A 22,300-nucleotide genomic window follows, 5' to 3' on the forward strand; every position below is an offset into this window, starting at 1 on the left:
GCCGCCCCCCGGCCGGGCGGGGCGGCGGCCGGGTTCAGTTCTTCGGCGGGTCGATCAGCTGGAGGGCGAGGGTCGCCGGGGGCGGGGCGATGCCGGGGCCGCCCGCGTCGGTCCAGGCGAGGATGTCGTCGAGGCAGTCGTCGTCCAGGGTGAAGCCGACCCACGCGGCCCGTCCGCCGCGCCGCCGGCCCTCGGTGGAGGGCTGCACGACGACGACGTTGGCCTGGGCGCAGGGGCCGAGGCAGTCGCTGGTGCGGACGAGCAGCCGGCCGCCGGAGGCCGCGGCGGCCTCGCGGAACCGGGCGAGCTGGGCGTCGTGGTCGGTGCCGGGGTTCTTGCGGGCGTCGCCGCAGCAGCAGCCCCGGCAGACGACCAGGGAGCAGGGCCGGGCCCCGTACCGTATCGGGAACGGGCTCACTCCGGGCCGTCCAGGGTGATCGCCGAGACGGGGGCGACCGTGCCGAGGCGGGGGAAGTCGAGCGCGACGGAGGCGTGGTGCTCGTCGGCGGTGAGGGCGGACATGGCGTCCTCGGCGAAGACGAGGTCGTACCCGAGGTCGCAGGCGGCGCGGGCGGTGGACTCGACGCCGAGGTTGGTGGCGATGCCGCCGAGGACGAGGGTGGTGGCGCCGAGGCCGGAGAGCAGTTCGTGGAGACCGGTCTCGTGGAAGCCGCCGATGGTCCGCTTGACGACGACCGGTTCGCCGTCCCCGACGAGGTCGGGGACGAGTTCGCTGCCGGGCGGCTGGGTGGCGGTGTTCGGCCGCTCGGCGCGCAGGTGGACCACGGGGGCGCCCGCGTCCCGGAAGGCGTCGGCGAGCCGGGCGGAGGCGGCGAGGACGTCGGTGCCGGGGCGGGGGGCGAGGGGCAGCGCGACGATGCGTTCCATCAGGTCGACGAGGACGAGCGCGGTGCGGCCGGGATCGAGTGCGGGCATGGAAGCACCGTAGCGGCCCGGATGATCACCGAGGGACGGACGGGGGTGTGATCCGGCCTACGGAGAGGGGTGGGCGCCGCCCTCCCCGGCCCCCGGAGGGCGGTGGCGTCCGGCCCGGGGCCGGGCGGGAGGCGTCCACGGGGAGGGTGCCGGGCGGCCGTGCCGGAGGAGCCGCCGGGGACTTCCCGGGGAGTTCCTGGGGGACTTCCGGGAAGGTCCGGGCGCTTGCCGAAGGGGCTTCTCCCGGCCGGCCGGGGGCTCCGCGTGGCCGGCCCGTACAGATTCCGTGGAGATTCGTGCCCGGCGGGCGCACCGCGTGGCCCGCGACGGGCCGACGGCGGTCGCGGTCCGCCGTCCCCACCCATGCTGACCTGTGGGAACGCGGAACGTCCCGGCTTGGTGAAGGTCCTGCCGCCGGGTCATGGGGTGGGGTACCGTCACCCGCGCCGTACGGAGCGCGACAACGGGTTTCAGCCGTCGGGCGGCCTTCGGGCAGCCATCGAGCCGTCGAGGAGCAGGTCAGTGCGCGAGTTCACCGTGCCGCCCGTCGAGGCGGCGCCTCAGGTCGGCGGTCTGGCGGACGCCGTGTTCGAGCACGCCCTGGCCGATCCCGGGCGGGTCGCCTTCGGCCGCAAGGGCCCGGACGGGCGGTGGCGGGACGTGACGGCCGCCGGGTTCCGGGACGAGGTGCTGGGCCTCGCGAAGGGACTCGTCGCGGAGGGGGTGCGGTTCGGCGACCGGGTCGCGATCATGGCCCGCACCCGCTACGAGTGGACGCTCTTCGACTTCGCGCTGTGGACGCTGGGCGCGCAGCCCGTGCCGGTCTACCCGACCTCCTCCGCCGAGCAGGTCCTCTGGATGCTGCACGACGCGGAGGTCACGGCCTGCGTCGTGGAGCACGAGGACCACGCCATGACGATCGGCTCGGTGGTCGACCGGCTGCCCCGGCTGCGGCGGCTGTGGCAGCTGGACGCGGGCGCGGTGGCGGAGGTGACGGCGGCGGGGACCGGCATCGACGAGGAGGTCGTGCACCGGCACCGGCGGGCGGTGACCCCGGAGACGGTGGCGACGGTCGTCTACACGTCGGGGACGACCGGCCGCCCCAAGGGCTGTGTGATCACCCACGCCCACCTCATGTTCGAGACCGACATGGTACGGGGCCGCTGGGAGCCGGTGTTCCGGTCCCGGCCGGAGGAACGGGCCTCGACGCTGCTGTTCCTGCCGCTGGCGCACGTCTTCGGGCGGATGGTGGAGGTCGCGGCGGTCCGGGGCGGGGTGAAGCTGGGCCACCAGCCCGTGATGGCGGCGGCCGAGCTGCTCCCGGACCTGGCGGCCTTCCGGCCGACCTTCGTCCTGGCCGTCCCGTACGTCTTCGAGAAGATCTTCCGCGCGGCACGGCGCACGGCGGAGGGCGAGGGGAGGGCGGGCCCCTTCGACAAGGCCGTGGAGGTGGCGGTGGCGTACGCGGAGGCGCTGGAGCAGAGGGCGTTCGGGCGCGGGCCGGGCCCGTCGGCGGCGCTGCGCGTGCAGCACCGGTTCTTCGAGAAGACCGTGTACGAGAAGGTCCGCGCGGCCCTGGGCGGCCGGGTCCGGCACGCGATGTCGGGCGGTTCGGCCATGGACCGCCGGCTGGGCCTGTTCTTCGCGGGCGCGGGCGTCCCGGTCCTGGAGGGGTACGGGCTCACCGAGTCCTCGGCCGCCGCCACGGCGAACCCGCCCGGGCGGGCCAAGTACGGCACGGTCGGGCAGCCGGTCCCGGGGACCACGGTGCACATCGCGGAGGACGGGGAGGTGTGGCTGCACGGCGGGCAGGTCTTCTCGGGCTACCTCAACGATCCGGAGGCGACCGCCGCCGTCCTGAGCGACGGCTGGCTGGCCACCGGGGACATCGGCGCCCTCGACGAGGACGGTTACCTGACGATCACCGGGCGGAAGAAGGAGATCCTGGTGACGTCGAGCGGCAAGAGCGTCGTCCCGGGCGCCCTGGAGGACCGGGTGCGGGAGCATCCGCTGATCGCCCAGTGCATCGTCGTGGGCAACGACCGGCCGTACGTCGCCGCCCTGGTGACGCTCGACCGGGAGGCGGTGGAGCACTGGCTCGCCGTGCAGGGGCGGGCGCCGCTCCCCCCGGCCGAACTCGTCCGCGACCCGGCCCTGGAGGCGGAGGTCCGGCGGGGCGTGGTGGCGGCGAACACGCTGGTCTCGCAGGCCGAGTCGATCCGGACCTTCCGGATACTGGCGCATCCCTTCAGCGAGGAGCACGGACTGCTCACGCCTTCCCTGAAGCTGAAGAGGAGGGCGATCGAGCGGGCGTACGCGGTGGAGGTCGCGGCGCTGTACGGCTGAGCGGAGCCCGCAGGGAGGGGCGCCCCGGGGGGGTGCCCGGCGGAAGGGGTGCTCCGGGGGTGCCCGGCGGAAGGAACCCCGGCGGGAGGGGAAAGTGCCCGGCGGGAGGAACCCCGGCGGGAGGGGGAAGTGCCCGGCGGGAGGGGCCCCGGCGGCCGGGGCCGGAATGCGGAACGGCCCGTGATCGTTGACGCTGGGAGTACCCCGTACGACCTAGAACGACGTAAGGATTCCCCTCACGTGAGCACGGACAGCAAGGTCCCCCCGGTCATCCTGAACAACGGCGTGCCGATGCCGCAGCTGGGATTCGGAGTCTGGCAGGTGCCGGACGACGAGGCGGAGAAGGCCGTGGCGACCGCCCTCGAAGCCGGGTACCGATCGATCGACACCGCCGCCGCCTACGAGAACGAGCGGGGCACCGGCCGCGCCGTCGCCGCTTCCGGCATCGCCCGCGAGGACCTGTTCGTCACCACCAAGCTGTGGAACGGCGATCACGGCCACGACGCGGCGCTGCGCGCCTTCGACGCCTCCCTCGACAGGCTGGGCCTCGACTACGTCGACCTCTATCTGATCCACTGGCCGCTGCCCGCGAAGGACGCGTACGTCGACACGTACCGGGCCTTCGAGAAGATCTACGCGGACGGGCGCGCCAAGGCGATCGGCGTCTCGAACTTCCTCCCCGAGCACCTGGAGCGGCTGATCGGCGAGACCTCGGTCGTGCCCGCCGTCAACCAGATCGAGCTGCACCCCCAGCTCTCCCAGCGGGCCTCGCGCGAGGCGCACGCGCGGCACGGCATCGTGACCGAGGCGTGGTCGCCGCTCGGCCAGGGCAAGGGGCTCCTGGAGGTTCCGGCGATCGTCGCGATCGCGCGGAAGCACGACAGGACCCCGGCGCAGGTGGTGCTGCGCTGGCACCTCCAGCTGGGGAACGTGGTGATCCCGAAGTCGGTCACCCCGTCGCGCATCCGCGAGAACATCGACGTCTTCGGCTTCGAGCTGGACGACGAGGACCTGGCCGCGATCGCCGCCCTCGACGAGAACCGGCGGCTGGGCCCGGACCCGGCGGAGTTCGCCGTCGGCGCCTGAGCACGTGGGGCCCCGGGCCGCGCCGGAGTTCCGGTGCGGCCCGGGGCCCCGGCGAGGGGCGCGTCCCGGTCCGGGGCGCGCCCCTCCGCCGTCAGCCCTTGCGGGCGGTGTGGACCGTGCGGGCCGTGAGGTGGAAGAGGTCCGTGCGGTGGTACAGGGACAGGACGTCGTCCGGGTCGAGGAGCCGGTCGAGCGTCGCCTTGTCGTCCGGGTCGATCCGGGCGCCGAGGCCTTCCCGCAGGCGCTCGTAGTGGGCGACGGCCAGCTCCCGGACGACCGGGGAGACGGGGGCGGGGAGGTCGGTGAGGAAGGTGCGGGTGCCGGCCGGGGCGAGGCCGGCGGCGGCGAGGAGCGCCCGCCAGTCGTCCGGCTCGTCCCGGGAGCCGGGGAGGTCCGCGCGCATCCTGCCGAACCATTCGGTGTGGACCGCGTCGAGCCGGGCCTCCAGGCCGGGCCGTCCGATCCCGATGTGCCGGGGCAGGTGCCGGGTGGGCAGGCCGCCCTCGACGAGGACCATCAGGCCGCCCGGTTCGAGGAGGCCGGCGAACTCCTTCAGCGCCGCGCCCTGGTCGCCCAGGTGGTGCAGGGAGTTGCCCGCCCAGATGACGTCGGCCCTGCCCAGGGAGCCGATGTCGTCGGGGAGTTCGGCGTGGAGGCTGGAGACCCGGGCGCCGAGTCCGCGTGATCCGGCCCGCTTCAGGGCCCGTTCGAGGAGTTCGGGGGAGCCGTCGACGGCGACGGCCTCGGCGGCGGGGAAGGCCTCGGCGAGCACGGTGGTGACGACGCCCGGCCCGCTGCCGACGTCGAGGACCCGGCGGACGCCCTGCGCGGGGACGAGGGTGCCGAGCCAGGCGGCGGCGTCCGCGTAGGCGGGGGTCGCGATCTCCGCCTGCCGCTCCAGGAGCGGGGCGAGCAGGTTCCAGTCGAGGTGGGTGCCGTCCTGGTCGCCGTGTCCGTGCCGGTGGCCGTGCCCCTCGCCGTGCGCTTCGTGCGAGTGGTCCTGGTGGGGTGCGTGATGCTGGCTCATGGTTCCAGGGTGCGCCGGGGCGGCCGGAAGCGCGACAAAAATTGCCGGTTCGGCAAGGCGGGCGGAGAGCGTCCGCCGGGCGCGCCGGTGGGGCGGGGCCCCGGTCCGCAGCGTCCGTTGTCCGCGCCGATGGGGCGGGCGCCCCCGGTCCACGGCGTCCGCCGTCCGCCCCGGGGCACCGTCGTGCCGCCCACGCCCCGCCCGGGACGCGGCGTGGGCCGGGCGGTGTCCGCCGCCGTGACGGAAGGCGGCCGGGGCGGAGGGCACCGTGACGAAGGCAGCCGTGGCGGAGGCCGCCGTGACAGAGGCGGCCGTGACAGAGGCGGCCGTGACAGAGGGCCCGCCGGCGAGGTCCGGCCCCTGCCGGAGGGGTCAGCGGGCCCCGTGGGCCGGGGCGATCCGTTCGACGCGTTCGGCGAGTTCGAAGTCCTTCTCGGTGAGGGCGCCTCCGGCGGAGTGGGTGTGCACGGAGAGGGCGACGGAGTCGTAGCCGAGCGTGAGGTCGGAGTGGTGGTCGAGCTCCTGCTGGACCTGGGCGACGTGGACGACGAGGGCGGTCGCCGCGAAGTGGTCGGCGAGCCGGTAGGCGCGGGTGAGGCGGCCGTCCTCGGCGGACCAGCCGGGAAGCTCCCGCAGGCGGTCCTCGATCTCCTTCTGCGACAGCGGTTGCGTGGGCACGGCGGTGTTCCCTCCGGTCGGGCGGGGCGGTGGCGGACGGGCGGGGCGGTGTCCCCGGGGGGAAGGTACCCGCGCCTCCCCCTGGGATACCGTCCGGTCATGACGACGGTCGTGAGCGACACGGGAGTGGGACCGCTGTTGCGCCGCTGGCGCGAGCGGCGGCGGCTGAGCCAGCTGGAGCTGGCGCTGCGGGCGGGTTCCTCGGCGCGGCACGTCTCCTTCGTGGAGACGGGCCGTTCCCGGCCGAGCGAGGAGATGGTCCTGCGGCTCGCCGAGCACCTGGAGGTGCCGGTGCGGGAGCGGAACGCGCTGCTGCTCGCCGCCGGGTACGCCCCCCGGTACACGGAGTCCCCGCTCGACGGCCCGCGCCTGGAGGCGCTGCGGGAGGGCGTCGAGCGGCTGCTGAGGGGGTACGAGCCGTTCCCGGCGCTCGTGGTGGACGGCTCGTACACGGTGGTGGCGGCCAACCGGGGCGTCGAGCTGCTGCTGTCGGGCCTCCCCGCGCACCTGCTGGTCCCGCCGCTGAACACGATGCGGATCGCCCTGCACCCGGAGGGCCTGGCGCCCCGGATCAGGAACCTGCCGGAGTGGCGGGGCCACCTGCTGTCCCAGATGGAGCGCCAGATGGCCCTGGTCCGCTCGGACTCGCTGCGCGCGCTGTACGAGGAGGTGGCGGCCTACCCGTCGCCTCCCGGCACCGGGAGCGTCCCGGAGGAGCCGGAACCGGAGACGCATCCGTACGTCGCGCTGCCGCTGCGGATCGAGCACGGCGGACGGGTGCTGTCGTTCGTGTCGTCGATCTCGACGTTCAACACCCCGTTGGACGTGACGGTCGCCGAGCTGGCCATCGAGACGCTCATGCCGGCCGATCCGGGGACGGCCGCGTACCTGCGGTCGCTCGCGGACGCCTCCGGGGAGGACGGGGGTCACTGAGGGCGGCGTCCGGCGGCCCGGTCCCCGGCCGCCCGCAGCGCGGCCCACTGGAGGGCGGCGAAGCCCCCGACGGCCGCCGCCTGGAGCGGCGTCCACACCAGGCCGGCGGTGGTCGGCTCCAGCCAGACGGCCAGGGCGACGAGGCTGAGGACGACCCACAGGAGATTGGCGTCGACGACGGCCCCCACGAGGGCCGCCGGGGGCTGCGGGCGGCTCGCGAGCAGGGCGACCCCGGCGGCGAACAGGACCAGGAACGCGCCGAGTCCGAGCAGCAGGCCCGCGTCGGCCCCGAGGAGTTCCCCGAGGGGGCGCGGGGCGGCGGCGTAGGCGAGGCCGTTGGCCCCGGTGACGGCGGCGTCCAGGGCGAGGAGGCGGCGGACCGCCAGGTGGGGGCGGGCGGTGCGGGCGGGACCGGCGAGCGGGGTCCGGGGCATGGCGGATCATCCTCCGGGAGGACGGGCGGCGGGTGGTGGACCCGGAGCCCGGACGGAGTGCGCCGCCCGGGTTCCGGTGCCCACGAGCATGCCGGGCGGCGCGGGGCGGGTCGATGACCCCGGAGGTAATGCCCGGGCGCTTTCCCCGGCGTCCCGGGAACACGCGCACGGCCGGAGCGCGCTCGCAGCCGGAGCGCGCTCACGACCGGGACGCACCCTCGCCCGGGGCGCACTCACGGCTGGGACGCCCTCACGGCCGGGGCACGCTCACACCCGGGGCGCACTCACGGCCGGGGCGCGATCAGTCCCGGGCTACGTCGTCCGGTGCCGCGGCACGCTGCCTGCGGGCCGCCATCCAGGCGTACACGAGCACTCCCGCGAAGAGGAACAGCACGCCCTGGTAGACGGCGGCGTAGCCGGAGCCGGCGACCAGCCAGAGGGAGAAGCCGAAGGCGGCGAGGGTGAGGACGGCGTCCCGGGCGAGGCGGGGGCCGTGGACCCGGTCGGACCGGCCGGAGAGCAGGAAGTAGAGCTGCGCGGCGGTGGAGAGGAGGTAGGGGACGGTGGCGGTGAAGGTGGTGACGAGGACCAGGATCTCGAAGACGCCCTCGGTGCCGGCCGTGTAGTTGTAGACGGTCAGGAGCGAGGCGAGGACGACGGTCACGAGGACGCCCGCGGTCGGGACGCCGCGCCGCTTCCGGGCGAAGACCGCCGGGAAGAGCCCGTCCCGGGCCGCCGCGTACGGGGTCTGCGCGCTGAGGAGCGTCCAGCCGTTGAGGGCGCCGACCATGGAGACGAGGGCCATGCAGGCGACGGCGGTGCCGCCCCAGGAGCCGCCGAACATCAGGTCGACGGCGTCCGTGAAGGGGGCGGTGGAGGAGACGAGCCGTTCGTGCGGGACGGTGCCGAAGACGGACAGGGTGGTGAGGAGGTAGAGCGCGGCGGCGGCGAGGGTGCCGAGGACGGTGGCCCGGCCGACGTTGCGGCGCGGGTCGCGGACCTCGCCGGCGCTGACGGCGGCCGACTCGACGCCGAGGTAGCTGAAGAGCAGGATCGCGGCGGAGGCGGAGACGGCCCCGAGGGCGCTGTCCTCCCCCGCCCGGAAGGGTCCGAGGTTGGCGCTGTCGAAGGAGAACAGTCCGCCGATCGCGACCAGGAGCAGCGGAAGGAACTTGAGCACGGTGGCCACGAGCTGGACGGCGCCCACGTAGCGGGTGCCGGCGAGGTTGGCGAGGGCCGGGAGCCACTGGAGGAGGAGCGCGGCGGCGATGGTGGCGGCCTTGGAGCCGTGGACGGGCACCAGGACGTCGAGGTAGCCGACGGCGGCGACGGCGAGGGCCGCGTTGGAGACCCAGGTGGTGATCCAGTACGACCAGGCCGTCAGGAATCCGGCGAAGTCGCCGAAGGCCTCGCGGGCGTACACGTAGGGGCCGCCGGTCTTCGGGAGGCGGCGGGCGAGGCGGCCGAAGACGACGGCGAGGGCGATCGCGCCGAGGGTGAGGACGCCGAAGGCGACGAGGCTGATGGTGCCGTAGGGGGCGACGGAGGCGGGCAGCAGGAAGATGCCTCCGCCGATGATGTTCCCCATGACCAGGGCGGTCGCGACCGGGAGGCCGAAGCGCCGGGCGTGCCTGCTCTCGGGGCCGGTCCCGCCGCCGGGGGCCGGGTCCGGTGCCCGCTGGGGTGTCGTGGGGGCCGTGCTCATGAGGGGGTGCGCCTTCCGTCGTACAGGTCCGGTCATGGTCCGACGGTGACGCACAAGCGTCCAAATCAGCGCTTTTCGTCCTGCGCAATCGGGTCATCAACCGGAAGATGTGATTCCGGACGGCGCGGGGACGGTGAAATCTCCGTCTCCGCCGGCGGGGACTCCCCCGGTTCACAAACCCCCTCCGGCGCGCGAGCCCCCTCCGGCGGGGACTCCACCGGCACCTGCGGCCCCCCGGACTCCTCCAGCCAGCGCCGCAGCACCCGGTGGACCCGCTCCGCGCCGACCAGCTCCTCCCCCTCCCCCACGGGCGGCGAGAGTTCCGGCGGCGAGAGCAGGAAGGGGCGCGCCTGCTCGCCGCCGAGACCGCCGTGCGAACCGATCTGCTCCTCGAACGCGTGCACGGTGCCGGTCTCCGGGTCGTACGCGGAGTTGACCATGACGTCCGCGACGTGCGGGAAGCCGTCCACGCGCCGCACGGCCGCCGCCGCGCCCCGCCCGAACACGGCCAGCGGCCCGTCGTCGGTGAGCTCGGAGACCGGGACCTCCGTGCCGTCGCCCGCAAGGACCACCGAGCCGTGCTCGGCGCTCGCCACGAGCACGAAGCCGATGCCCGGATGGTGCGCGAGGGTGCGGAGCAGCGCCGGGTGGCGCCGGTCCAGCTCCTCCCGGGTCATCCGGTGCGGCACGTCGGGGAAGGAGATCAGGCCCAGGTTCCCCGAGGCGAGGACCACCGGCTCGGAGGGCCGGGCGGGCAGCTCCCGGGCCGTCTCGTCCCCCTCGGCCGGCGGGCGGTGCAGCGCGCCCCGCAGCGCGTCCCTGGCCGCGTCCCGCGCCTCCGAGCCGCTGCGGGTGCGCCGCACCCGGCGCGGCACGGGCAGTCCGCACCCGGCCCTGACCAGATCCTTGAGCGTCAGGCCGTACGCCGCCTCGAAGGTCTCGCCCGGGCTCTGCCCGTGGTCGGAGAGGAGCACGATCCGGTACGGACGCGGGGCGTGCTCGGCGACGGTCGCCACGAGCGCGATCGAGCGGTCGAGGCGGCGCAGGACCTGGTCGGTGTCGCGGCCGCGCGGGCCGGAGTGGTGCGCCACCTCGTCGTACGCCACCAGGTCGGCGTAGACGACGGTCCGCCCCGCCAGCACGTCGCCCATCACGGCCGAGACCACCACGTCCCGCTCCACGACCGTCGCGAAGGCGCGGACCAGGGGGTACGTACCGCCGCGCGAGATCCTGGGGGTCTCGCGGCGCAGCCCCGCCCGCGCCGACTGGCACATCTCGCGGACGCACTCGGCGACGAACGATCCGGCGGTGCGGACGGCGTTGGCCGGGTCGGAGAAGTACGCGAAGTAGCCGGCCCGGGAACGGTTGCGCCGGCCGCGCCGGGCGGCCACCGAGAGGACCAGGGCGACCTGTTCGGCGCCGCCGCTGAAGAGGTTGCCCCGGGAGGCCCCGTCGAAGGAGAGGAGCCCGCCGTCACCGGTGCGGCGCACCGCCCGGCGCTGGAGTTCGACGGCGCTGCCGGGCCGGTTCGACACCATGATCCGGCCGGTGTCCTTCTCGTACCAGCGGAAGGCGGGCACGTCCTCGTTGGAGCCGTGCAGGATGCCGAGCTGGCTGGCGCCGGTCTGGCTGGACCAGTCGGTGCGCCAGGGGGTGAGCCGGTGGCCGGCCGCCAGCCACTTCGCGACGGTCGGCATGAGCCCGGCGGCGACGGCGTCCCGCAGCACGTCGTGGCCGACGCCGTCGAGCTGGAGGAAGACCGTGCCGGGGGTGACGTCCGCCGGGCCTCCGGGGCCGCGGGGCCGGGTGCGGCCGGTGAGCCGGTAGAGGCGGCGGCGGTAGGCGTCGTCGTCGCGGACGGCGAGGGCCGTGGAGGTGCCGGAGGCGACGGCCGACATCACGGCGGCCACCACGACGGCGGTCTCGGGATCGGCGGCGCCGCGCCCGTCCGGGGTCAGCCGGAGCGCGACGAGCAGCAGCGAACCGTTGAGGAAGAAGCCGAACAGGCCGAGGACCAGGGCCGGGACGAGCAGCAGGGCCCGTACGAGCAGCGGCCACACGAGCGCGCCCAGCAGACCGAACGCGCCCGCCGCCCAGGCGGCGGTGAGCGCGGTCCGCGTGAGGGTGTCCCCGTCGGGGGACTGGAGCTGGAAGTCGGGGAGCAGCCCCGCGAGGACCAGCAGGGTGAGCGTGGAGGCCGCCCACACCCCGGCCACCCGCCCCAGCGCGCGCCCCGCGGACCGCCAGCGCCCGGCGCCGCCCCCTCGCCCGTCACCCACGCCCGCCTCGCCCTTCCCGCGTTCCCTGCCTCCCCTCAGCCTGTCACAGCGGCCGGAACGGTCCGGGACGCGGGCGGGGACCCGTCCGCCGGCGGTCGCGGAATGGGGGGCGGGCCCGCGTCAGGACCCGTCGTACCCCGCGGTGGGCATGGAGAGCCTGCGGTGCACCCCGGCCTTGGCCGCCGCGTCGTAGGGCGGCTCGTCGCGGGAGACGGTCTCCACCCGCACCCCGCGCCGCCCGCACTCGGCGCGGAAGCCGTCCACGGAGGTCAGGGCGCGGGCGAGGACCCGTTCGCCGGCGGCCACGAAGAGGTCGACCGCGCCCGCCTCCACGTCCGCCCACAGCGCCTCGTGGTCGGGGCGCAGGCCGTAGAACAGGAGCTGGCGGGTGATCGCGTACCCCCTGTCCTCGGCCCAGCGGGCGCACATCGCGTACTGGGCGCGCGTGTCGACGAGGAAGGGTTCGCTGTCGAGTTCTTCGAGGGGGGTGAGGCTGGCGATCACCGCCACCCGGACGTCGTCCATGGGCCGACCCTACTGCGGGAAGGCGGGCCCGGACATCCCCGGTGCCCGGGCGGGACGTCTACGCTCGTCGCGGGGGTACGGGGACACGGAGGCACAGGGGCACGGACCGGCCGCGGCGACGGGCCCGGCGGCCGGGCCCCGGGACGGAGGACGGCATGCCGGTGGAGGTCACCTGGTGGGGACACGCGACCTGCACGGTCGAGGACTCCGGGGTCCGGTTCCTGACCGATCCGCTGTTCGCGCGGCGGTTCGCCCACCTGCGGCGGCGGCGCGGCGCCCTGCCGCCGCCCGGAGCGGCCGCCGCCGAGGCCGTCCTCGTCTCGCACCTGCACTCCGACCACCTCCACCTGCCGTCGCTGGCCCGGCTCGCGCCCGGGACGCGGCTCCTGGTGCCGCGCGGGGCGCCCGCCACCGTGCCGGGACTGCGCCGGCTGGAGCGGAACGGGCTGCGGCTGACCGAGGTGGAACCGGGCGACGAGGTGACGGTGGAGGGGGTGACGGTACGGGCCGTCCCCGCGCTCCACGACGGGCGCCGCCTGCCCGTGGGGCCGCACCGCTCCCCCGCGCTCGGATACGTGGTCGAGGGCGGGGCGCGGACGTACTTCGCCGGGGACACCGGGCTCTTCGACGGCATGGCGGAGGCGGTGGGGCCGGTGGACGTGGCCCTGCTGCCCGTCGGCGGCTGGGGCCCGTTCCTGGGGGCGGGCCACCTGGACGCGGGCCGGGCCGCCGAAGCCCTGGCGGAACTCTCCCCGGCGGCGGCGGTGCCGGTGCACTACGGCACGTACTGGCCGGTCGGGCTCGACGGGGTCCGGCCGCACGAGTTCCACTCCCCCGGGGACGAGTTCGTCCGTCACGCGGCGCGCCTCGCGCCGAAGGTGGTGGTCCACCTGCTCGGCCACGGCGAACGGGTACGGCCGGAGGTCGCCCGGTGACCGACGGGGCCGCCCGGGTCCTCGCGGCGGTGCGGGAGCTGCCGCCGGAGTCCACGCAGCAGGCGGTCGGCTACCCCTCGCTGTTCCTCCTCGTGGCGCTCGGCGCGCTGGTGCCGGTGGTGCCGACGGGCGCGATCGTCAGCTCGGCGGCGGTGGTCGCCCTGCACCGGGCTTCACCGCTCTCGCTGCTCCTCGTCTTCCTGGTCGCGTCGGCGGCCGCGTGCGCCGGGGACGCGGCGCTGTACTGGCTCGGGCGGCGCGGGGTGCACTCGCGCGGCGGCTCCCGGTGGCTGGCCTCGCTGCGCGGCCGGGTCACCCCGGAGCGGCTGGCGCACGCCCGGCGGCGGCTGGACACGCACCAGGTGTCGGTGCTGGTGCTGTCCCGGCTGGTGCCCGCGGGGCGGATTCCGGTGATGCTGGCGTGCCTGCTCGCGGAGATGCCGCTGCGCCGTTTCCTCCGGGGGGACGCGACGGCCTGTCTGGCGTGGGCGGCGACGTACCAGCTGATCGGGGTCCTGGGCGGTTCGCTCTTCCCCGAACCGTGGCAGGGCGTCGTCGCGGCGGTGGGCCTGACGGTGCTCGTCGGCGCGGTCCCGGTGCTGTGGCGCCGGGTACGGGGGGCGGCGCGCGGCGGGGCGGCGGACCCCCCGGGCGCCTCAGGGCACGAGCACCCGTGAGGCGCCGATCGGCAGGTCCCACAGGTCCTCGCGGGGCAGTCCGGCCTTCTCCCAGGCGGCTCTGACCCGGACGAGCGGTTCGAGGACGGGCTCCGAGGAGAGGGCGAAGGTGGCCCAGTGCATGGGCGCCATCCTCTTCGCCCCCAGGTCCTGGTGGGCGCGGACCGCCTCCTCCGGGTCGGTGTGGACGTCGCTGAGCCACCAGCGCGGGTCGTAGGCGCCGATCGGGAGCAGGGCCAGGTCGATGCCGGGGTACCGGCGGCCGATCTCGGCGAACCAGTGTCCGTAGCCCGTGTCCCCGGCGAAGTACACGCGGTGCCCCGAGCGGTCGGTGAGCACCCAGCCGCCCCACAGGGTGCGGCAGGTGTCCGTGAGGGTGCGCTTGGACCAGTGGTGGGCGGGGACGAAGTCGAAGCGCACGCCGTCGAGTTCGGCCGCCTCCCACCAGTCGAGCTCGGTCACCCGGGTGAACCGGCGGCGGGCGAACCAGCGGCCGAGGCCGGCCGGGACGAAGACCGGGGTGTCCCGGGGCAGCCGCCTCAGGGTGGGGGCGTCGAGGTGGTCGAAGTGGTTGTGGCTGATGACGACGGCGTCGACGGGCGGCAGGTCCTCCCAGCGGACCCCGACGGGGGTGAGCCGGGCGGGCGTGCCGAGGATGCGGCGCGACCAGACCGGGTCGGTGAGGACGGTGAGGCCGCCGACGCGCACCACCCAACTGGCGTGCCCGGCCCAGGTGACGGCGACGGTACCGGGCCCGGCGGGCGGCAGCGGGCCGGGCTCGAAGGGGAGCAGCGGGACGTCGCGCAGACCCTCGGGGCGGGGGCGCACGGCACCTTCGCGGGCGAAGCGGGCCATGGCCCGGAGACCGGGCAGGGGCGTCGTGAGCCGGTCGGTGAAGCTGCGGGGCCAGTCCCGCCGCAGCCGTCCGACGGGATGGAGGGCGGGCGCGGCGGCGGGGACCGTCGCGGGACGGGGGTCGTACGTGGCGCTTGCCGTCCGTTCGGTCATCTGCGGGCTCCGTTCCGTTCGGCGCTTCATGGCGGGTCCGTGGGGCGTCGGTGCGCGGCCGGGGTCCGGAACTCCGCCAGGGCCGCGCCGAAGTCCGTCAGGGCGCGGGCCACGTGGGGGAGTTCCACGGGGTCCCCGGCTCCGAGGGCCCCGGACCGCTCCTCCCCCGTGCCCCCCAGGAACATGCGCGTGCTGAACCTGACGCGCAGCGCGCCGGTCCCGTCGCCGAAACGGTGGCCGCCGGGCGCCGGGGCGCCGAGCCGCGCGGTGAGGTGGCCCTCCAGTTCCGGGGCGTCGGTGACGCCCCGGGCGGCGAGGCCGGCCCGCAGCGGGCCGAGGTCCGCGTAGAGGTGGCGGCCGGCCCTCGGGGGCAGGGCGAGCCCCCCGGCGGCGAGGACGGCGCGGTGCGCGGCGCCGGCGAGGCGCCCGTGGACGGCGGCCGCGCGCCGGGCGTCCCCGGTGACGTCCCCGGGTTCGTCGAGGGCGTGGGAGACGGCGGGCACCAGGGGGGCGGGGAGGATGGCGCCGAGCGCGGTGAGCACGTCGAGGACGCGGGCCCTGGGGTCGGCCCACCGGTCGGCGCGGGCCGGGCCGGCGGGCGGGAAGCGGGCGACGGCGCAGGGCCAGGCGGCCGGGGTGAGGGCGCCGCCGAGGTCGCTCAGGACGGTGACGTCCTCCGGGCACATCTCGGCGGGGCTGAGGAGGACGGTGTCCTGCGGGGGGTGGAGGGTGTCGCGCCAGGTCTCGTCGCTGACGACGTGGAGGCCCTCCGCGACGGCGGCCTCGCAGGCCTCGCGGACGAGTTCGGGCGGCGGGACGGTGGCGGTGGGGTCGTCGGCGACGGAGAGCAGCAGGACCCGGGGGTCGCCGCCCTCGGCGCGGACCCGCCGGACGGTCTCCAGGAGGGCGTACGGGTCGGGGACGCCGCCGCACTCGGCGGGGGTGGGCACGTGGTACGCGGGCCGGCCGAGGAGCCGCGCCTGCGGGGTCCACCAGGCGGGGCAGGGGCGGGGCAGCAGGAGGTCGCCGCCGTGGGCCGCGAGCAGGGCCAGGAGCAGGACGGGGGCGCCGGGGGCGGCCACCACGTCCTCGGGGTGGGTGCGCAGGCCCCGGCGCCACCAGTAGCCGGCGGCGGCCTCGCGCAGGACGGGCCCGCCGCCGGGCGGCTCGGGGTCGGTGCGTCCGGCGGAGGCGGAGAGGAGCGCGGTGAGCACGGACGGGACGGGCAGCCCGGTGTCGGGCGCGGGAGGACCGTAACGGACCGGTCCGCGGCCTTCCGGAGCCTTCTGCGGCATGTCCCGTACCTCCTGAGCGCACGGGGCGCCGGGCAGGGCACCCTCATGCCCTTTATACGGAGGTTCGGGCGGTTCCGCCGCTTCTGGAGCCGGCCCGGGGGACGGTGCGGGGCGGCTCAGACGACGGTGACGGGGTGGCGCACGACGGCGTCGAAGAGGTAGCCCTGGGTGTTGTGGACGGCCCGCTCGGGCTGGACGTGGCCCGCGGCGTCGGTGGTGCGGGAGAGCAGGGTGACCCGGCCGGCGCGGTGCGGGCGCCAGGGGGCGCTCCAGCGGACCCAGCCGTCGCGCCGGGGGGCGTCGTGGAGCCGGGCCGGGCGCCAGTGGGCGCCGCCGTCGGTGGAGACCTCCACCTTCCGCACGGGGGCGAGGGCGGACCAGGCGCGGCCGGTGAGCCGGTGGACGCGGCCGGCCTCCAGGGCGGCGCCGGAGGGGAGATGGTAGCCGGACTTGAGGGTCTGGCGGCCGAGCGGGGCGCCGCCCCCCTCGGGGTGGGCGTCGCCGAAGAGCCGGTACCAGTCGGTGGACCAGGGCGAGGTGAGCGGGCGGGTGGAGACCTCGATGTCGCCGAGCCACTTGATGGAGGCGATGCCTATCCAGGAGGGCACGACGAGCCGGACGGGGTGGCCGTGGTCGTACGGGAGGGGCTCGCCGTTCATCTCGTACGCGAGGATCACGTCGTCCAGGGCCTTGGCGAGCGGCAGCGGGCGGCGGACCCGGCCGAAGTCGACGCCGCCGGAGACGTACGGGTCGTCGAGGCCGCGCGGCTGGACGGCGACGGCGTCGCGGGCGATCCCGGCGCGCCGGAGCACGTCGGCGAGGCGGACGCCGCGCCAGCGGGCGGCCCCGACGGCGCCCAGGGTCCAGGCGGTTCCGGTGACGGCCTCGCCCTGCTGGCTCGCATAGAAGCTGCGGCCGTTGCCGGCGCACTCGATGAGGGCCGTCCGGGTGACGGACGGCAGGTCGCGCAGCTGCCCGTGGGTGAAGTGGACGGGGCGGCGGCCGTGCAGGCCGTCGCCCCAGAGCGTCAGGCGCCAGTCGCGGACGTCGAGGACGGGGGTGGAGGTGTGGTTGCGGACGAAGAAGCGGTCGGCGGGGGTGAGGTACCCGGTGTCCGCGAAGGCGTCGAACCGCGCCTCGGCGTTGGTGCCCCGGACGGTGAAGTGCTCGGCGGGGAGCGGCTTGACGATCCCCGGCGCGGCGGGTCCCGCCGCGGTCGCCGCCCGCGCGGGGGCCGCGCCGGCGAGCCCGCCGAGGGCGGACACCGCCGGGCTCGCGGCGAGCAGCTTCAGCAGGGAGCGTCGGGCGGGCACGGGCGGGTACGTCACGGGACTCCTCGGCGGACGGAAGGGGGAACGGCCGGACGGGCGGCGTGCCGGTCCCGGGCCGTGGTCCGGAAGGGAGCGCCGTCCGCCCGGAGGGCAGGGACCGCGACGTCCGGTGCGTGGAATCGCAAGGCGTCGCGGCCCGGGCGGGACTCTACGGACACGGTCCGGGGGCGGGGAACACGTTCGGACGGTCCGTTCACAGACCTGTCACAGAGGGGGTGCGGGGCCCGGTGGACGCGGGGGCTCCCGTCGGCGGGAACCCCCGCGTCCGCCGGCGGGGGCCGGAAAACGCGGGGCGGCGGGAGGGCTCCGGGCACAGAATGCACGGCATGCCGATCCGTGAAGCGCTCCCCCGGGACGCGGCCGCCCTCGCCGCCGTGCACGTGCTGTCCTGGCGGGCCGCCTACCGCGACCTGCTCCCCGGTCCGTATCTGGAGGGACTGGACGTGGAGGAGCGCGCCGCCGTCTGGCGCGCCCGCCTGACGGCCCCGGACCGGCCCGCCGTGCTGCTGGCGACGGCGGCGGACGGCCGGCCGGTCGCCTTCTCCTGCTTCCGCCCCTGGCCGGGCGGGGAGTTCGACCCGGCGACCACGGCCGAGCTGTCGACGCTGTACGCCCTGCCGGAGGTGTGGGGCACGGGTGTGGGGCGGGCACTCCTGGCGGCGGCCACCGGGGCGCTCGTGGAGGCCGGTTTCCGCTCGGCGGCGCTGTGGGTGTTCGCCGGGAACGGGCGGGCCCGGAGGTTCTACGAGGCGGCGGGGTGGCGGGCGGACGGCGGGTCCGCGCGGGAGGAGACGGGCGGCCGGGTCCTGGAGGAACTCCGGTACCGGAGGGCGCTGCCGGACAGGGGAGCATCCACATACCAAGACGCAGGTCTCACCATGTGAGTGTTCCGCCTACGGTGGAGCCACCACCCACACCGAGGGAGCCGGTTCCATGACACACGCCCCCGTACCGCCCGCGCCCCACGAGACCGCCGTCTACACCCACGGCCACCACGAGTCGGTCCTGCGCTCGCACACCTGGCGGACCGCCGCCAACTCCGCGGCTCACCTGCTGCCCGCGCTGCGGCCCGGACTCGACGTCCTGGACGTGGGGTGCGGGCCCGGGACCATCACCGCCGATCTGGCCGCGCTGGTCGCTCCGGGGCACGTGACCGGGGTCGACGCGGCCGGGGGCGTCCTGGCGGAGGCCCGCGCCGTCGCGGCCGGACGCGGCCTGGAGAACGTCACCTTCGGCGTGGCGGACGTCCACGCCCTGGACTTCCCCGACGACTCCTTCGACGTCGTCCACGCCCACCAGGTGCTGCAGCACGTGGGCGACCCGGTGCGGGCGCTGCGCGAGATGCGGCGGGTCTGCCGTCCCGGCGGGATCGTCGCGGCCCGGGACAGCGACTACGGCTCCTTCGCCTGGTTCCCCGAACGGCCCGCCCTCGACGGCTGGCTGGACCTGTACCGCCGGGTCGCGCGCGCCAACGGCGGCGAACCGGACGCGGGGCGGCGGTTGCTCTCCTGGGCCCGGCGGGCCGGCTTCACCGAGGTCACCACGACCGCCTCCGCCTGGTGCTTCGCCACCCCCGGCGAGCGGGCGTGGTGGAGCGGCCTGTGGGCGGACCGCACGGTGGCCTCCGACTACGCCGGCCGGGCCGTCTCCGGCGGCCACGCGACCGACGGCGAACTGGCTGCGATCGCGGAGGCGTGGCGGGAGTGGGGCGGGCGGGAGGACGCGTGGTTCATGGTCCCGCACGGCGAGATCCTGTGCCGGGTGCCCTGACCGGCGCCGTCCAGCCCCGCCCCCCTCCAGGCCGGGCGCGCCCGGGCCGGGGCGGCCGGGGCCGGATATTCCGGGCGGCGAAGCCCCCCGGCGCCGTACCGTGACGGGTCGGCGCGCCGGGAGCGGCGACACAAGGCGACACAAGGAGTACGGGTCATGGGCACGCAGCACACCTACCGGGTCATCGTGCGCGGCACGTTCGACGGCCTCTCGGAGGAGAGCCGGTCCCGGCTGCTGGCCGAGGCGGACGAGCACGGGCTGACGGCGATGCGGTTCACGGAGGAGGGTTCGCTCACCTACGACCGGACGCTGAAGCACTTCTCGTACCGGCTGGTCGTCGTCTCCGACGCCGAGGACGGCGAGGAGATGGCGGGCGTGCTCGCGGAGGACCGGGTGGAGACCGCGCTCGGGGAGCTGGGCCACGGGTACAAGGGGCTGCGCTCGACGGTGACCGACCTCGACACGATGAAGGTCAACCGCAAGCGCTGAGGAGGCCGGGACGGGACGCCGGCCCGGACGGGGCACGTCGGTTCGGACGGAGCGCGCCGGGTTCAGGCGGGGCGCGCCGGTTCAGGCGGGGCGCCCGGCTTCCGGCCCCGGTCCCTCCCCCGTCCCCGGCCTCCGCTCCCCGGCCGTGATCGCCCAGCGTTCGTGGTCGCGCCAGGCCCCGTCGATGAAGAGCATCGCGGGCGAGAAGCCCTCCAGGCGGAAGCCCGCACGGCGGACGAGCGCCCGGGAGGCCGTGTTGCCGGGCTGGATGTTCGCCTCCAGGCGGTGCAGCCCCAGCGGGCCGAAGGCGTGCTCCAGGACGAGGCCCAGGGCCTCGCCGAACAGGCCGCGTCCCGCGGCGTGCGCGAAGGCGCCGTAGCCGAGGGCCCCGCTGAGGAAGCCTCCCCGGACGATGTTGTTGATGTTGACGAATCCGGCGATCCGGCCGCCCTCGTCACGCTCGCACACGAGGAACCCGGCGCGTTCCGGGTTCTCGACGAGGGCGCCCGCGTAGGTGGCGTACGCCTCGGGCGTGCACGGCGGGAAGAGCCACGGCCGGTGGAACTCCCGGCTCTCGCGGGCGCGGGCGGTGAACTCCTCCGCGTCGTCGTACGAGAAGGGCCGCAGGCCCACCCGGGGCCCGACGGCGAGGTACGGGCGGGTTTCGTCGGACATCGGACCAGATTACGCGGGGCCGGTGACCGGCCGGCGCGCCGTGGGACCAGAATGAGGGGGCGACGCCCCTTCGGTGACGGCGGGTGAGCGCCGCGCGGGCGACTTGTCAGACAACGTGGCCCGACTACCGTGGGGCGGGCACCGGCGCGGAAGAGGCCGGCGACGAGACGAGGAGGGGCCGTGGCGGTCAGCGGACAGCGGCGGCGGCCCGTCGTGGCGCTCTACGAGCGGATCGCGGACGCGGTGCACGACGGCACCTACCCGCCGGGCTCCACGCTCCCCTCCGAACCGAGGCTCGCCGCCGAACTGGGCGTGAGCCGGCCCGCCCTGCGGGAGGCGCTGCTGCTGCTCCAGGAGGACGGCGTCCTGACCGTGCGGCGCGGGGTGGGCCGGACCGTCAACGACCGCCCGCCCCGGCGCGGTTTCGAGCACGTCCAGCCGCTGGAGGAGCTGATCGGCGCGGGATCGGGGGCCCCGCTCCGCGTGCGGGCGCTGCTCCGGACGGTCGAGGAGCCGACCGACTTCACCACCCAGCACCTGCTCGCCCCGGCCCGCGCCGAACTGCGGTTCTGGGAGTCCGTGCTCACCGGGGAGGGCACGGCAGCGGCCCTGAGCCACGAATGGGCGGCGGCCGACGACCTCCTCGACCGGGTGCACCCCGCGTTCGCGCTGGCCCTCCGGGAGACGGACGCGCCCCCGGCGGGGGACGGTGGGTGTCCGGCGGGAGGCGGTGGGCGTCCGGCGGGGGGCGGCGGGCGTCCGGCGGTCTCCATGCTCTCGGTCCTGGTCGGCGCCTCGCGCGAAACGGCCCTGAGCGCGCACAGCGGCATCACCGCGACGCTGCTCGGACGGCGGCGCGGGGAGCAGCTGGGCCGCCCGGCGGACACCCCCGCCGTCCTGGTCACCCAGGTCGTACGGGTGGGGGAGGTTCCCGTCCTGGCCGCCAAGCACATGCTGCCGACGGGGGCGCCCGCGCTGCCGGTGACGCAGTCCCACTGAGGCCCCGCCGGGCACCGCACCGCGCTCTCCCGGCCGTGGCGTACACTTCCCCGCCATGCACTTGTCTGACAACTCCGCCACGCCTGCCGCCGCCCCGGTCTCCGACTGGATCCGGCGCGCCCCCAAGGCCGTCCTCCACGACCACCTCGACGGCGGGCTGCGCCCCGCGACCATCGTCGAGCTGGCGCGCGCGTGCGGTTACACCGGGCTGCCCACCGAGGACCCGGCCGCGCTCGCGGTCTGGTTCAGGGACGCCGCCGACTCCGGTTCGCTGGAGCGGTACCTGGAGACCTTCGCCCACACCTGTGCGGTGATGCAGACCCGCGAGGCGCTCACGCGCGTCGCGGCCGAGTGCGCCGAGGACCTGGCGGCGGACGGCGTCGTCTACGCCGAGGTCCGTTACGCCCCCGAGCAGCACCTGGAGGGCGGCCTCACCCTGGACGAGGTGGTCGAGGCGGTCAACGACGGCTTCCGCGAGGGCGAGCGCCGCTCCGGCGGCCGGGTCACCGTCCGCACCCTGCTCACCGGCATGCGCCACACGGACCGCTCCCTGGAGATCGCGCGGCTCACCGTCGCGCACCGGGACAACGGCGTGGCCGGCTTCGACATCGCGGGCGGCGAGATCGGCAACCCGCCGGCCCGCCACCTCCCCGCCTTCCAGCACCTCAAGCGGGAGAACTGCCACTTCACGATCCACGCGGGCGAGGCCGTGGGCGCGGAGTCGATCCACGAGGCCGTGCAGGTCTGCGGCACCGAGCGGATCGGCCACGGCGTGCGGATCACGGACGACATAGCCGAGGACGGCACGCTGGGCCGGCTCGCCGCGTACGTCCGGGACAACCGGATCGCCCTGGAGGTCTGCCCGACCTCCAACCTCCAGACGGGCGCGGCGAAGGACTACGCCTCGCACCCGATCGACGAGCTGCGCCGGCTCGGTTTCCGGATCACGCTCAACACCGACAACCGTCTGGTCTCCGGCACCACCATGAGCGAGGAGTTCCAGCACATGGTGGACGCCTTCGGTTACGGCCCCGAGGTCTTCGAGGAGTTCACGGTCGCCGCCCTGGAGGCCGCGTTCCTGCCGCTGCCGGAGCGGCGGCGGCTGATCGACGAGGTCGTGCGCCCGGGGTACGCGGCCCTCTAGGACCGGTTGCCCCCCCGCGCGCCAGTAA

Annotated in this window: 22 protein-coding genes; 10 read left to right on the plus strand and 12 right to left on the minus strand. The window is 76.0% G+C overall.

The genetic code is table 11. The features are described 5' to 3' along the window. Positions 1–34: 34 nt before the first annotated feature. Positions 35–418 (minus strand): (2Fe-2S) ferredoxin domain-containing protein, encoded by a 384-nt coding sequence (locus ACZ3IL_RS14580; RefSeq protein WP_467390157.1) that lies wholly within the window; start codon positions 416–418, stop codon positions 35–37. Then, positions 415–936: an isochorismatase family protein gene (locus ACZ3IL_RS14585; protein ID WP_467390159.1), complete on the minus strand. Its 522-nt coding sequence runs from the start codon at positions 934–936 to the stop codon at positions 415–417. Before ACZ3IL_RS14585 ends, ACZ3IL_RS14580 begins: the two co-directional genes overlap by 4 nt. Positions 937–1,458: 522 nt before the next feature. On the opposite strand from ACZ3IL_RS14585, the gene ACZ3IL_RS14590 reads away from it, so the two are divergent. Further along, the gene (locus ACZ3IL_RS14590; protein WP_467390161.1) at positions 1,459–3,282 is read left to right on the plus strand and encodes an AMP-dependent synthetase/ligase; all 1,824 of its coding nucleotides are present in this window, start codon (positions 1,459–1,461) and stop codon (positions 3,280–3,282) included. A gap of 291 nt (positions 3,283–3,573) precedes the next feature. Next, complete coding sequence (locus ACZ3IL_RS14595; protein WP_467390487.1) at positions 3,574–4,368, plus strand: aldo/keto reductase; 795 nt, start codon at positions 3,574–3,576, stop codon at positions 4,366–4,368. 91 nt (positions 4,369–4,459) lie between these two features. Here ACZ3IL_RS14595 and ACZ3IL_RS14600 read toward each other — a convergent pair whose 3' ends face one another. Both ACZ3IL_RS14600 and ACZ3IL_RS14605 read right to left on the minus strand, forming a co-directional pair. Further along, the gene (locus tag ACZ3IL_RS14600; protein ID WP_467390163.1) at positions 4,460–5,395 is read right to left on the minus strand and encodes a class I SAM-dependent methyltransferase; all 936 of its coding nucleotides are present in this window, start codon (positions 5,393–5,395) and stop codon (positions 4,460–4,462) included. 372 nt (positions 5,396–5,767) lie between these two features. Further along, a complete protein-coding gene (locus ACZ3IL_RS14605; protein WP_467390165.1) occupies positions 5,768–6,073 on the minus strand; it encodes a 4a-hydroxytetrahydrobiopterin dehydratase in 306 nt (101 codons plus the stop codon). A 99-nt stretch (positions 6,074–6,172) separates the two neighbouring features. Between ACZ3IL_RS14605 and ACZ3IL_RS14610 the strand changes: the two genes are divergently transcribed. After that, positions 6,173–7,006 (plus strand): helix-turn-helix domain-containing protein, encoded by an 834-nt coding sequence (locus ACZ3IL_RS14610; protein WP_467390167.1) that lies wholly within the window; start codon positions 6,173–6,175, stop codon positions 7,004–7,006. Here the strand turns inward: ACZ3IL_RS14610 and ACZ3IL_RS14615 are convergent. The 4 genes from ACZ3IL_RS14615 to ACZ3IL_RS14630 all read right to left on the minus strand — a co-directional run bounded on the left by ACZ3IL_RS14615 (position 7,000) and on the right by ACZ3IL_RS14630 (position 11,949). Beyond that, positions 7,000–7,440 carry a hypothetical protein gene (locus tag ACZ3IL_RS14615; protein ID WP_467390169.1) on the minus strand — a complete coding sequence of 147 codons (441 nt, stop codon included), beginning with the start codon at positions 7,438–7,440 and terminating at the stop codon, positions 7,000–7,002. The genes ACZ3IL_RS14610 and ACZ3IL_RS14615 overlap by 7 nt on opposite strands. Before the next feature lie 301 nt (positions 7,441–7,741). Next, on the minus strand, positions 7,742–9,145 hold the full coding sequence (locus tag ACZ3IL_RS14620) for an amino acid permease (RefSeq protein ID WP_467390171.1): 1,404 nt from the start codon (positions 9,143–9,145) through the stop codon (positions 7,742–7,744). A gap of 65 nt (positions 9,146–9,210) precedes the next feature. Further along, complete coding sequence (locus ACZ3IL_RS14625) at positions 9,211–11,424, minus strand: phage holin family protein (RefSeq protein WP_467390173.1); 2,214 nt, start codon at positions 11,422–11,424, stop codon at positions 9,211–9,213. 120 nt (positions 11,425–11,544) lie between these two features. Then, positions 11,545–11,949: a hypothetical protein gene (locus ACZ3IL_RS14630; RefSeq protein ID WP_467390175.1), complete on the minus strand. Its 405-nt coding sequence runs from the start codon at positions 11,947–11,949 to the stop codon at positions 11,545–11,547. Between the two features lie 155 nt (positions 11,950–12,104). On the opposite strand from ACZ3IL_RS14630, the gene ACZ3IL_RS14635 reads away from it, so the two are divergent. Both ACZ3IL_RS14635 and ACZ3IL_RS14640 read left to right on the plus strand, forming a co-directional pair. Next, positions 12,105–12,884, plus strand: a complete 780-nt coding sequence (locus ACZ3IL_RS14635) for an MBL fold metallo-hydrolase (RefSeq protein WP_467390177.1) — start codon at positions 12,105–12,107, stop codon at positions 12,882–12,884. After that, the gene (locus ACZ3IL_RS14640; RefSeq protein ID WP_467390179.1) at positions 12,881–13,561 is read left to right on the plus strand and encodes a DedA family protein; all 681 of its coding nucleotides are present in this window, start codon (positions 12,881–12,883) and stop codon (positions 13,559–13,561) included. The genes ACZ3IL_RS14635 and ACZ3IL_RS14640 overlap by 4 nt, the downstream gene beginning before the upstream one ends. Here ACZ3IL_RS14640 and ACZ3IL_RS14645 read toward each other — a convergent pair. The 3 genes from ACZ3IL_RS14645 to ACZ3IL_RS14655 form a co-directional block, all read right to left on the minus strand. Continuing rightward, on the minus strand, positions 13,541–14,569 hold the full coding sequence (locus ACZ3IL_RS14645; RefSeq protein ID WP_467390181.1) for an MBL fold metallo-hydrolase: 1,029 nt from the start codon (positions 14,567–14,569) through the stop codon (positions 13,541–13,543). The two genes, ACZ3IL_RS14640 and ACZ3IL_RS14645, sit on opposite strands and share 21 nt — an antisense overlap. A gap of 26 nt (positions 14,570–14,595) precedes the next feature. After that, positions 14,596–15,864 (minus strand): aminotransferase class I/II-fold pyridoxal phosphate-dependent enzyme, encoded by a 1,269-nt coding sequence (locus tag ACZ3IL_RS14650; RefSeq protein WP_467390183.1) that lies wholly within the window; start codon positions 15,862–15,864, stop codon positions 14,596–14,598. Between the two features lie 116 nt (positions 15,865–15,980). Beyond that, positions 15,981–17,192 (minus strand): sulfite oxidase, encoded by a 1,212-nt coding sequence (locus ACZ3IL_RS14655; RefSeq protein WP_467390185.1) that lies wholly within the window; start codon positions 17,190–17,192, stop codon positions 15,981–15,983. Positions 17,193–17,521: 329 nt separating this feature from the next. Between ACZ3IL_RS14655 and ACZ3IL_RS14660 the strand changes: the two genes are divergently transcribed. The 3 genes from ACZ3IL_RS14660 to ACZ3IL_RS14670 all read left to right on the plus strand — a co-directional run bounded on the left by ACZ3IL_RS14660 (position 17,522) and on the right by ACZ3IL_RS14670 (position 19,454). Then, positions 17,522–18,079 carry a GNAT family N-acetyltransferase gene (locus tag ACZ3IL_RS14660; protein ID WP_467390186.1) on the plus strand — a complete coding sequence of 186 codons (558 nt, stop codon included), beginning with the start codon at positions 17,522–17,524 and terminating at the stop codon, positions 18,077–18,079. Positions 18,080–18,128: 49 nt separating this feature from the next. Beyond that, positions 18,129–18,965 carry a methyltransferase domain-containing protein gene (locus ACZ3IL_RS14665; RefSeq protein WP_467390188.1) on the plus strand — a complete coding sequence of 279 codons (837 nt, stop codon included), beginning with the start codon at positions 18,129–18,131 and terminating at the stop codon, positions 18,963–18,965. Between the two features lie 156 nt (positions 18,966–19,121). Continuing rightward, a complete protein-coding gene (locus tag ACZ3IL_RS14670; RefSeq protein ID WP_467390190.1) occupies positions 19,122–19,454 on the plus strand; it encodes a DUF6204 family protein in 333 nt (110 codons plus the stop codon). A gap of 81 nt (positions 19,455–19,535) precedes the next feature. Here the strand turns inward: ACZ3IL_RS14670 and ACZ3IL_RS14675 are convergent, their stop codons facing one another. Beyond that, on the minus strand, positions 19,536–20,129 hold the full coding sequence (locus tag ACZ3IL_RS14675; RefSeq protein ID WP_467390192.1) for a GNAT family N-acetyltransferase: 594 nt from the start codon (positions 20,127–20,129) through the stop codon (positions 19,536–19,538). Positions 20,130–20,309: 180 nt separating this feature from the next. On the opposite strand from ACZ3IL_RS14675, the gene ACZ3IL_RS14680 reads away from it, so the two are divergent. Further along, positions 20,310–21,128: a GntR family transcriptional regulator gene (locus tag ACZ3IL_RS14680; protein ID WP_467390194.1), complete on the plus strand. Its 819-nt coding sequence runs from the start codon at positions 20,310–20,312 to the stop codon at positions 21,126–21,128. Between the two features lie 55 nt (positions 21,129–21,183). Then, entirely contained in the window at positions 21,184–22,272 is a 1,089-nt protein-coding gene (locus ACZ3IL_RS14685; RefSeq protein WP_467390196.1) for an adenosine deaminase, read from the plus strand. The last annotated feature ends 28 nt before the right edge of the window (positions 22,273–22,300 follow it).

The organism is Streptomyces sp. NPDC014907 (genome assembly GCF_055562975.1).